The following is a 407-nucleotide window of genomic DNA, read 5'->3' as shown; positions in this document are numbered from 1 at the left end:
TAAAAAATCAACACCATCAGCCATTCATTCCACCACGCTTCCACATGATTGATAAAGTGTGTTTTTCAGTTGGAATAACTGAAACAATGTCATACATTACGTTCTTATATTTAATCTTCATATCAGCATTCATATCAGCATTCATATCAGCATTCACATCAGCACGATATCGGATTTCTGTTTCACCTTGAATTTCGCTATTAGCTGCCGCTGCTTCAAAGTATTTTCTTCCTTTTAAAAAAATAAAAGAGCCCCATACAGTAAAGAAATCCTTGTAACCTTCTATTGGATCACCGTCTGGGCTCTTTGCTTCATCGTCTTTCACTTGAAATGTAAGACGTTTATCTAATTTACCTGGATTCACTTGCATCACCACCACAATATTGCAACTGAACTAATATCGACTG

Annotated in this window: 1 protein-coding gene; it reads right to left on the bottom strand. The window is 36.1% G+C overall.

All coding sequences use genetic code 11. The features are described from left to right. Positions 1-16 precede the first annotated feature (16 nt). Complete coding sequence (locus ACODS7_RS32710; RefSeq protein ID WP_243169207.1) at positions 17-364, bottom strand: phage head closure protein; 348 nt, start codon at positions 362-364, stop codon at positions 17-19. Between the last annotated feature and the right edge of the window lie 43 nt (positions 365-407).

Source organism: Bacillus sp. FG16 (assembly GCF_057809515.1).
Note: the sequence above shows the minus strand (reverse complement) of the source record. Positions and strands in the feature narration are given on the sequence as shown.